Origin of the sequence: Pigmentibacter ruber (genome assembly GCF_009792895.1) — a bacterium.
Lineage (GTDB): Bacteria > Bdellovibrionota_B > Oligoflexia > Silvanigrellales > Silvanigrellaceae > Silvanigrella > Silvanigrella rubra.
On the sequence record NZ_WSSC01000002.1, the window covers coordinates 582,072 to 591,629 of the forward strand.

Consider the following 9,558-nt stretch of genomic DNA (forward strand, 5'->3'; position numbering starts at 1 on the left):
AATTCCATGTTTTAAATTTAAAAGTCCAACTCAGTAGATTCTCTACTTTCGCTTACTGCTTTCACCAAGACTTCTACAAAGATATAATGATTTTCGCAATCACCAGCGAATTTAAGTTTTAAGTTTTTAGAATAAGTTGGGCTCAAAAAATGTTTCCCTTGAAGAAGATTGTTCGCATCATCATATACTAAGGCAAAACCTCGTTGTAAATTTTGTTCTATGCTTGATTTTATTATTTTCAACATTTTTTCAATATTTTTGAGATTCTTTTGTTCTGATTGAATCCTTTTTAGAGCTGAAGATGTGCATTTTTCTTGCAATGATAAAATAAAATTTTTTTCTTTTGCGAGTCTTTTAAGTAAAAAATAAGTAATATTATCAACCTTTTGGAAAAAAAATTGGTATGAATGGAGAACTGTATCTGTTAAAATTCGTGCTGCAGCTGTAGGGGTTTTTTCTGAGATGTTGGCGACCTCGTCTGCAATGCTGTTATCGTCAAAATGACCTATAGCGGTGAGCACAGGCAATGGGCATAATGCTATTTGCTCAGCGATTGAAAAATCATCAAACCAACGCAGATCTAATCTACTTCCTCCTCCTCTTGTAATTACAACACAATCATAAAAAAAAGTATTTTTGGCTACTATTTGAAAAGCTGAGACAATATTTTCAGCCGTTTTTTCACCTTGCATATTACAATCAAATAAAGTTATTTTAAATGCAATTTTTGATAATGAAAGTTCATTTATAAAATCAGAATAAGCTCTGCTATCTTTTGCTGTAATTAAAGCAATTTTTAAAGGGTATGAAGGAAATGAAATATTTTTATTTTTATGATACAAACCCTTATTTTTTAAAGATTGAACGATAGCTAAACGTTGGAGAGCTAGCTCACCTTGGGTAAAATGAATATCAATATCTTCAATAATGCCGATTATTTTCGCACCTTCTTTGCGAAATTCACAGCGGATAAGAATTTTAATTTTAGTACCGTCAGAAAATAAAATTTGATTTAGCTTACTATCTAATCTTTTTCTCACATTTACCCATATTATACATGGTATACTTGCTGTTTTGTTAAAGTTAGATGAAGCCTGTTCTTTATCAATTAAATCAAAAAAAAGATGTTCATTACTTTGTTTTAAATTAGATATTTCTCCAGAAATCCAATAATTATGAAATAAATTTTTTGTTATAATATTATTTATAAATAAAAGGAAATTTGTTACTGAATAAGAATCCGTTGGTATGGCTGGAGATTCTAAATTCTTAATATCAAAGTGATCCTCAATTGATAAGCCTAGTTTTTTCAAGTTTTCCAAATTTTCATTGGTAAGGAATAACCACCAATTTTTTGCTAATGGATCCCATTTTCCTCCAATAATTTTAATTTTCTCTTTTAAATTAAAAGTGTTTCCGCTTAGAATTATTTTTTGTTCTTGTTTGTTTAATAAAATTTTCATTTTTTTTCTTTATAGGAAATATAATACTGCAAATTATCAGGAATTTTAGGGAAAAAATGTGAAATGATTTTTAAATCAAAATCAATTGTGTTTTGATCGAAAGCGTGATTTTCATAGGATTTTAATAAGTAGAAATCATTATAATTATTGATATTAAAAAGGTTACTATTTATAAAATTAGGATTTGGTTTTAATAAGAATTCTCCAATTCTAAGCTGTAATTGATCCAAATTTTTATTATCCTTAACAAACTCTAGTTGAAAATTATTTGTAAATCGCTCAGAAAACAATAAGCAATTTACTTGTAGTTTAGGGATAACACTTTCATTTTGAACTTTCAAATCCGCCACGTAAGATTCTGACTTGGAGTCAAAGTAAATTTGCCAAATTTTTATATTATAATCTGAAAAACATCGTGCAATTTTATCTTTAGTTGAAATTTTAAATTTTATCGTTTTAAAATTGTAAAATGTAAATGCTAAATCTTGTAGTTGGTATTTATCTCTTTCATCTTCAATTTTTTTTACGTAATCTGAAAAAAAAGAGATGGGAATGAAAAAATTCTCATTTGTAAAGTAATAATTATCTTTAAATAAAAAGTATTCTTCATTTTTTGAATGGAATGTTATTGTTTGTATGTCTTTATAATTAAATAATTCTGCTCCTTTTAAATATGAAATTATTATGTTAATTAATAAATTTTGAGAAATACGACTATTTTCTTGAAGTTTACTAAGTGAACTGAAGTAATTTTTATTTATAGTATTATTTAATATTGCGATAATCGAAAAATTAGTAAGCATATTTTTTGGGTTAAAATTAAAATCATAGGAATTTAAGAGAAATATATTTATATTTGTATCTAGTTTTTTTAATGTACTCAATAAATATTCTTCTGAAAAATCATCATGTTCAATATTTATTCGGATAAAATCTTGATTGGTAGTATTTATAATTTGAGACAAAGAATCTGATATATTAGAAAGTGATCTTTTTCTGTTAATAGAAATAAATAAATTAGAGTTATTGTCATTTAATTTGTTGTTAAAATTATCATAAATAGCTATTTTTAAATACGATTTTGAATTACTGTTTGCTAATTTATATAAATATTTAAAGTTTTCAAGAAAAATATCATTTGAATTATATGTAAAACCATTATTTAGTAAGGAATTGTTGGATTCTAATGAAAGAATATTCTCTTTATAATTAGTTGATATAGGAAAAGAGTTCTTATTTATGAATAAATTGTTATTTTGGTAAATTTTTTTAATTTCAGTGAAAAATTGATCTGATAAATTTTTGTGTTTGATAGTAAAAAAAACAGACTTTTTACTTGAATTAATTTTTTTTATTCCATGAAAAATAAGAGCACCAGAAGAATTTTTAGTCCATGATATGATCAATGATTTTCCTTGGTAATTTTCTGGTATTTTAATTTCTGTAAATTGATTGTTGTTCATCTCAAATTGTAATTTTTCATCATTATCAAAGCTTAATATTACATGACTGGGAGTTTCTCCTTTATTCGCAGCAATTCCTTTATTTTCAAAAACTAATACTTTTGATTTAAGGTAATCATAGCAATCACAAGAAATACTTTCATTAGGTAATAGAATAATTGTGTTACTTTCAACAAGTTCTTTCTTAGTATTATTTAAAGAGAATGTAATTTTTTTTTGTAAATTGTTTGTTTTTTCTATTTCTATTATTGAATTATCTTTCAATAAATCTGTACTTATTTCTTGTTTTTTAACTCGTTTGTTATATTTGAAATAATCAAAAATATATTTGTCTTCTACTAAATTTGTTACATTAATTAAGTATAAGTTTTTATTAAAATCATTTTTTTCTATAAATTCATCGATGGATAGTTGTTGAATAGGGGTAATTAAAATATTTTGTTTAATTAAAAAGAAGTATAAAGAGTTTCTAAAGAAATATATTGATGAAAAAATTAAAATAATTGCTATAATAAAGTAAGGATATTTTTTATCATGATTTTTTTTCATGTTTTTTCCGAGTATAAAATAAATATTTTTTCAAAAAATTGTTTGTTTATAAAAAAATTAATATCGTTGAATAAACTTTTTTCAATCTGCTTTTCACAAGTTGAGTTTAAATCTTTGTTACTTGATATTATTTTTTGAGGAAACTCTCTTATGTTAATTTCAAAAGAGTAACTAATGTCTTTTGCTTCATTCATACTGCATTTATAAAATCTTTTCAATCCTAATGATTGTTGAATATTTTCATTGAATTTAATTGATACTCTATTATTACTAACGGAAAATATTTTATTTAAATTAGCATTATTGTTTTCTTCAAAATAATTAAAAGAAATATCACTTTTGTAATTATTGAAATAAATATTTCCTAAATTTATAATGTTTTGAATAGATAAGTTTGGTGAGGATTTTTTTGTTAACTCAATAAAATCTGTTTTTTTGTCTTTTCTAAAAGAAAAAATATTGATATTTAATTCATTTGACTCAAGTGTTTCATTTATTTTTTCTATGATTTTTATAAGATTCGCTGGTTCAGATTTTTCTGGAAATACTGTAACAATTAACTTTTTTCGATCTTTCTTAGTATTCAGTCTTAGATAAAAATCTTCTAATATTATATCGCTAATATCTTCTGCTTTATTTAAGCAGAGTGTCATTGGAAAAAATTTTAAAACAATTAAATTTGGAAGAAATAAAAGAATAGGATTTAAATTTTGCAAATAAAAATAATTTTTTAAACTTTGGATATTATTGTCGCACTGAACTCCTGAATCAAGATATTTAGTTAGAGTAGCAATACTTGATGGATTGCTTATATTGCTAAAACTTATTTCCAAGTTATCTTTTCTAACTTTTTTCATATGCTCTTCTAGAGATGAATAAAAAGATGAATTTGGAATCTCATTTCTAATTCCTGATTCAAAAGGATACAACCCTGTTAGAAGTGATATATAATTAGGTAACTGCATATTTGAAACAAGGGAAATTTCATATGAATTAAAAATAAAGTTTTTTTCTAAATATTTAAATTCGTTTGATTTTTTTAAGCTTTCAAAATTAGAGTTACTATTATTTTCAAGAATGAATAAAATGTTTGTGTTTTTTATATTGTTTTTACTTTCGGATCTAAAATTTTCTGTTTTTTTCCAATCATAAATTAAAAATATAATAATTCCTGAAAATAATAATATTATTCTTATTTTTTTCTTGTATAAATTTTCATTTATATTTATAAAGAAAACCATAAATGAGATGATGAAGAAAATTATAAATAAGAAATTTAAAACACTTGATGTATTCGTTATTAATGATGATTTTATAGAACTTTTTCCAAAAAAATATCCTGAAAAATTTGTGGATAAAATGAATATTGTCATGACAATTAAAGTGAAAAATCTTTGAACCTTTATTTGTGATTTTATTAATAATATACCTATAGAAAATCTAATTATGATTGATGGTATTATTAAGGAAATAAAGTTTAATGCTATCAATATTAGATAATCACTAAAAGATAGTATTGGCATATTTGTTATTGTTATGTTCTCAGGATAGTAGCTTAAAAAATTTTTTTCCCAAGAATAGTAAATCAACAAATTTTTTAGAATACAAAACAATATAAGTATTAAAGAAGTAAAATAAAAAAAGTTCTTATCCAATAAAAATTTGGAAATATTTGACACTGTAGATTTAGAAAGACTGTGTCTGCTCATCCTATTCTCTATAAATTAAAAGTTCCTCAACTTCATTTATAAAATTTTGCGCACTTTTATCTGAAATAGCAAGTTGTTCTTTTAAAAGAGTCAAATCCCAATCCGCCGACAGTTCATTAAAATAGTTTAACCAGCGATCGGTACCATAAATAAGATTTATAGGTAAGTCTGTATAATTATATTCATAGCCCGGATCAGACCATTTGAATGTTTCTTTATGATAAATGTTACAAAATGTTAAAAATGTAATCCCTAAATTGAATAAGTTTGTATTTTGTGGATTTTCTATATGAAATTGTAGTCCATAACATATTTGGTTATGATGTTTATTAAATGTTGGTCTAAAATTATGTGGGCGAATAACAATTGAAGAGGTATTATTTTTATCATTTAAGTAGATTTCTTTATGATTATTTAAAAACTTAAGACATTCAATGTTATTTAACCATGGTGCACCAATAAGTTGAAATGGTATGGTACTTCCTCGTCCTTCACTAATGTTTGTTCCCTCAAGGATAACAAAAGAAGGAAAAAAATAAGCTGATTCCCAGCATGGAATATTTGGAGATGGCATTGCCCAATTGATTGATTTAAAAGAGGATATATTTTCATTTCGCGAAAGATTATCAACAGAAATAACTTTATAATCAACATTGAGTTTATCATATTTTATGAAATAATAACCTAATTCACCCATCGTTAGACCATGTCGCATTGGAATATCATACCAACCTACAAAACTATGCCATTTTAATTCAAGCCTATCACCCTCAACAAAATTCCAGTTTTTATTTGCTTCATTTTTCAAACATAGTCCTAATGGATTTGGACGATCTAGTACGACTACTTTTTTTCCAAATTTTGCAGCGGCCTTTAGACATGCAGCAAGAGTTAGCATATAAGTATATACTCTACATCCTATATCTTGTAAGTCCACTATTAAGGTATCAATGGTTTCCATTTGTGCAGCTGTAGGTTCTCTTGTTTTAGAATAAAGACTATATAAAGGAACTTTTTTCCCATCATAAAATGTATAGAAATCATCAGGAGTTTCTCGCATGTTGTCTTGTTCTGTTTGGAAATATCCATGCTGGGGACCAAAAACACAAGCTATTTCTGTGGTATTGATTTGTTTAGTTGCTGAATATAATATTTCACAACTTGGTTCATAGCTAGATGTAATTGATGTCTGATTAACTACAATTCCAATTTTACCAAAATTTGCAATTATTTTTGGATTATTTTTAATTTTATCTATACTTGGTTTCATTGAGATCCTCATAAATATTGCTTATTCTAATCAATATTTTTAAATTGCGTCTTATGCTTGTCTTAAGCAATTCTTGCCTATTTAAGAAGAAGAAAGTCTCTCCGAATTTTTAGGCAGTCCTTGTTTATGATGGCATAATAAAATTTAAAAATAAATTTTAATGCTGCCGTAAAATGAAGAAAAATCATTTACGTTTTAAGAAATAAGGAAATGGCAATCAGGAGGATTGCTCACTCCACTTTGTGGGGAAAAAGGTTTCATGGAGGAAACAGAGTATGGGTTTGCGAATTCAGACCAATATGCAGTCTCTTAACTCTCAACGGGTTTTACATCTTTCAACAATGGCGAATGATTTGTCTATGGAAAAATTAAGTTCAGGATATCGAATCAATAGAGCAGCAGATGACGCCGCTGGGCTTGCTATTAGTGAAAAAATTAAAGCAGATATTCGCGGCTTAAATATGGCGAAAAGAAATGCGAATGATGGTATTTCAATGGTACAAGTTGCTGAAGGTGGTATGAATGAAATTGGAAATATTTTAAATCGCCTTCGTGAGCTTTCCGTTCAAGGTGCTTCAGATACAATAGGTAACAATGAGCGTGATTTTATTCACAAAGAATATGTTGCATTAAAAGACGAAATTGATCGTATAACTAATTCCACAGAGTATAACGGAAGTTTGTTGTTAATTGGAAAAAATGCTGAAGATAAAATTCCAGATCCTATGATGTTGAATCGTGCAAATACTCCTCCATTTGAAGTTCAAGTTGGTAAAAACTGGTATGAAGGAGTTGATGCTATGGGTATAGATAACCCATTTGGCAGAAATCCTGTTAACATAATTCGCATTAAATTTGATCAAATTGATACAAGTACAGTTGGATTAAATTTAGGTAGAGGAAATGATGATTCTGAAGGATCAATTGGTGTTTTTCAAGCTGATCAAAAGGATTCTACTTTTTCAAAAAATAGGGCTCAACGCTCTATTGCTAAAATAGATCAAGCAATTAATACAATTGCAGGATTTAGAGCAGATCTCGGTGCTATCCAAAATAGATTGAATTCAACAATAGCAAACCTTGCTATTCAAAGCGAAAACTTTTCTGCAGCTAATAGCCGTATCCGTGATACTGACTTTGCTGAAGAAACAACAAGATATACTCAGTCAAATATTCTCAAGCAAGCTGGTATCGCAGTTCTTACTCAAGCCAACCAATCTCCACAAGCAGCATTGCGTTTACTTGGATAATTTTCAAAGTCTCTTTGGTTTTTTTATCAAAGAGACTTTGCTTATAAAATAATTTTATAAATACTTCTTAAATTTAAATAATTTTAATTTTTTATTGAATAATATTGTAGATACGGTATAAGTTTTAGACAAGAAAATAAATTTTTAATACTAATCAAATTTAGAGGTTCGCTTGATGGGAAAAATAAATGAAAATCAAATTGATGTATTATTTTCTAAAAAATTTTTAGAATTAAGTAACATGGGTGGTGAAATTCGCAAAATATTTATGCTTGGACAAAACTTAAAACAAAAAAATTCTAACATTGAATTAATTGATCTTTCATTGGGAAATCCTGATCTTGAACCACCTATACAAATTAAAAATTTATTAATTCATTTACTAAATAGTAATGAAAAGGGTAGTCATAGATATATGGATTCTGCCGGATTACCTGAAGTAAGAGAATTTTTAGCTAATGAATTATCAAAATCAGAAAAAGTTAAAATAACTAAAGACAATATTTTTCTAACAGTTGGCGCCGCTGGAGCTATCCAAATTGTATTTAGAACTTTTTTAGATATTAATGATGAAGTTATAATATTTACTCCATATTTCCCTGAATATATTCCATATACAGGAAATTGTGGAGCAAAGCCTATTTTTGTAAAATGTGATGAGTTTCATCAGCCTAATATTGAAGATTTTGAAAAGAAAATTTCAGATAAAACAAAAATTGTATTAATAAATTCGCCAAATAATCCTACGGGAATTTCATATAAAAAAGAAAAACTTATTGCAATTACAAATATTTTAAATAAACAAAATGAAAAATATGGAAGAAATATTCAATTAGTAGCGGATGAACCTTATGCACGAGTTCTATTTAATGAAGGAAAACAACACTCACTTTTGGAAATGTATAAATATACTTGGCTTATTAGATCATTTTCTAAAGACTTAGGTCTTGCTGGAGAAAGAATTGGATATTTAGCTTGGCGCAATGATCCTGAATTTGAGCAAATGCAAAATACTTTTAGACAATCCTCCAGAGTTTTAGGTTTTGTCAGTGCGCCCCGTTTAATGCAACGTCTAATACCCCTCGTTTATAATACAAAAGTAAGTATAGAAACATATCAAAAACGTGTGGATAGTTTTGTTTCTATCTTAAAAAGTGGTGGGATATCAGTTCAAAAACCAGATGCAGGATTTTTTGTGTTTCCCAAATGTCCAATAGCAGATGATAAAAGTTTCTGTGAGGATTTAGTACAGCTTGGAGTTCTTTGCGTTCCTGGTTCTGGTTTTGGTCAATCTGGATATTTTCGCGCTTCATTGACCCAAGATCTTAATTTAATTGAGTCAGCAGCACACAAAATTATAAGCCTTATAAAGTCTAATAATTACATATAGATAAAAAAGTTAAAAAAAAATTTAGAAAAATTTGACAACTCAAACTGGGTTGTGTAGCTAGATGTTCTCGCTGCAGTAGCGTACTCGAAAGGGTTGCTAAGTAGTGAAAGTTATTTGACAAGAGAAGAGAGCAGAAACAGAGTGCGGGAGCGTTGTGTTTCGTATCGAAAGAGACGAAGTACAAGGTTCCTCATAAAAGAAAGAACCGTCAAGGTAGAGTAAAACTACCATAAAAAGAAAAGCGAGCTCCGTAAGGAGTAAGAAATAAGAGCTAAGAGTTTGATCCTGGCTCAGAACGAACGCTGGCGGCGTGCCTAACACATGCAAGTCGAACGGGTGTAGCAATACATTAGTGGCGCACGGGTGAGTAATGCATGGGAATCTGCCTTGTGGAGGGGGATAACTACGGGAAACTGTAGCTAAGACCGCGTAAGCAGTAGCGATACTGGAAAGTGAGGGGATCG

At 27.6% G+C, this 9,558-nt stretch carries 6 protein-coding genes and 1 rRNA gene; 3 read left to right on the top strand and 4 right to left on the bottom strand.

The genetic code is table 11. From position 1 onward, the window contains the following. Positions 1-17: 17 nt before the first annotated feature. The 4 genes from xseA to GOY08_RS09000 all read right to left on the bottom strand — a co-directional run bounded on the left by xseA (position 18) and on the right by GOY08_RS09000 (position 6,454). Positions 18-1,463 carry an exodeoxyribonuclease VII large subunit gene (gene xseA / locus GOY08_RS08985; RefSeq protein WP_158998564.1) on the bottom strand — a complete coding sequence of 482 codons (1,446 nt, stop codon included), beginning with the start codon at positions 1,461-1,463 and terminating at the stop codon, positions 18-20. Next, positions 1,460-3,475 (bottom strand): hypothetical protein, encoded by a 2,016-nt coding sequence (locus GOY08_RS08990; protein WP_158998565.1) that lies wholly within the window; start codon positions 3,473-3,475, stop codon positions 1,460-1,462. The genes xseA and GOY08_RS08990 overlap by 4 nt, the downstream gene beginning before the upstream one ends. Next, positions 3,472-4,716, bottom strand: a complete 1,245-nt coding sequence (locus tag GOY08_RS08995) for a hypothetical protein (RefSeq protein WP_158998566.1) — start codon at positions 4,714-4,716, stop codon at positions 3,472-3,474. The genes GOY08_RS08990 and GOY08_RS08995 overlap by 4 nt, the downstream gene beginning before the upstream one ends. 469 nt (positions 4,717-5,185) lie before the next feature. Then, positions 5,186-6,454: a DUF1343 domain-containing protein gene (locus GOY08_RS09000; RefSeq protein ID WP_158998567.1), complete on the bottom strand. Its 1,269-nt coding sequence runs from the start codon at positions 6,452-6,454 to the stop codon at positions 5,186-5,188. 275 nt (positions 6,455-6,729) lie between these two features. Here GOY08_RS09000 and GOY08_RS09005 point away from each other — a divergent pair, with 275 nt between their 5' ends. From GOY08_RS09005 to GOY08_RS15505, 3 genes are all read left to right on the top strand, one after another. Further along, positions 6,730-7,704, top strand: coding sequence for a flagellin N-terminal helical domain-containing protein (locus GOY08_RS09005; protein WP_158998568.1), 975 nt, complete (start codon positions 6,730-6,732; stop codon positions 7,702-7,704). A gap of 175 nt (positions 7,705-7,879) precedes the next feature. Next, complete coding sequence (locus tag GOY08_RS09010) at positions 7,880-9,094, top strand: pyridoxal phosphate-dependent aminotransferase (RefSeq protein ID WP_158998569.1); 1,215 nt, start codon at positions 7,880-7,882, stop codon at positions 9,092-9,094. Between the two features lie 267 nt (positions 9,095-9,361). Further along, positions 9,362-9,558: ribosomal RNA gene (locus GOY08_RS15505) — 16S ribosomal RNA — on the top strand; the annotation flags it as partial.